Source organism: Actinomycetospora sp. (assembly GCF_055612215.1).
The window spans coordinates 1-1133 of sequence record NZ_JBVPVA010000531.1 but is presented as its reverse complement, the minus strand read 5'-3'; the positions used below and the strand labels follow the sequence as shown (position 1 = coordinate 1133).

Here is a 1133-nt window from a genome sequence, read left to right as displayed (position 1 = left end):
GCGCAGGCCCTCCTCCTCGGCGATCGCGAGGTGGCCGGACGTCGGCCACCCCGAGCCGGGCCGGAACCACCGCACCGGGCCGTGGGCCTCGAGCACCCGCTGGGTCGCACGGAGCCCGTCCCGGAAGTCCCCCGGGGGCAGCCGCCACGTCGGCTCGTCGCGCCAGGTGTGGTTGCCGACCTCGTGGCCGTCGGCCGCGATCCGGGCCACGAGCTCCGGATACGCCGACGCCCGTTCGCCGATCAGGAAGAACGTCGCGTGCGCCCCGCGTCGGCGCAGCGCCCCGAGCAGCGCCGGCGTCGTCGACGGGTCCGGACCGTCGTCGACGGTCAGGACGAACCGGGGCGACCGGGTCGGGACGGCGAAGAGCACTCGGCCGCGGAGGACGGGGGCGATCGCGGTCACGAGCGGCAGCACGTCGTCCATGATGACGCGCCTCGGTGACCGCACGGGCCGTCGTTTTCAGTGATCGACGAACCGCCGCGCCGCGTCCACCCGCTCGGCCACGCCCGACGAGTCGTCGAGCGGCACCGCAACCCACTGCCGCATCACTCGCCGGCCCATGACGGGTGCAGTGCCCGCACCGCTCGCGACCAGATCGATCGCGTCGGGCAGCTTCAGGGCGATGCGGTCGCCGTCGCGGAACGCGAACGGGTGGCCCCGCGCGAGCAGCGTGTCGCGGCCGAACATCGTCCGCCGCGTCACCCCGGGCAGGCCGGACACATCGGCCACGGCCGCCTCGAAGGCCTCGAACGCCGACTCCGGGCTCACGCCCGCAGTGTCTCGCGCACCGGCTCGCAGAGCACCTGGTAGACCGTCGCCTGCGCCTGAGCGGGTCCTTCGCGCGCGGTCACGGTGCACGACGGCGACCTGGTCGAGTTCGGCTTCAACGTCTGACCGGGGCCGCGGCTCCCTCGTCCGGTCGGCCACACCGGGGCAGACTCCCGCGTCATGACGAAGTACCGGGTGCACCTCATGACCGACCTCACGCGTCTGGACGAGGACGGTCTCGCCGACCTCCTCGAGCGCCTCGTCGAGGTCGGCGGGGTCCCCTCGGTCCCGTTCGGCGTCCTCGAGGTCACCGGCAGCGCCGAGGCGCCGGACGCGCGCGCGGCGGTCGACGAGGTGGGTCG

At 74.5% G+C, this 1133-nt stretch carries 3 protein-coding genes; 1 reads left to right on the top strand and 2 read right to left on the bottom strand.

The genetic code is table 11. The features are described from left to right. The coding region (locus tag AC0CYZ_RS14880) for a polysaccharide deacetylase family protein (protein WP_472216628.1) at positions 1-426 on the bottom strand (426 nt) is incomplete at its 3' end. A gap of 36 nt (positions 427-462) precedes the next feature. Next, complete coding sequence (locus tag AC0CYZ_RS14875) at positions 463-771, bottom strand: hypothetical protein (RefSeq protein ID WP_472216626.1); 309 nt, start codon at positions 769-771, stop codon at positions 463-465. 180 nt (positions 772-951) lie between these two features. Here AC0CYZ_RS14875 and AC0CYZ_RS14870 point away from each other — a divergent pair. Next, a partial coding sequence (locus AC0CYZ_RS14870) for a hypothetical protein (RefSeq protein ID WP_472216624.1) occupies positions 952-1133 on the top strand: 182 nt, incomplete at its 3' end.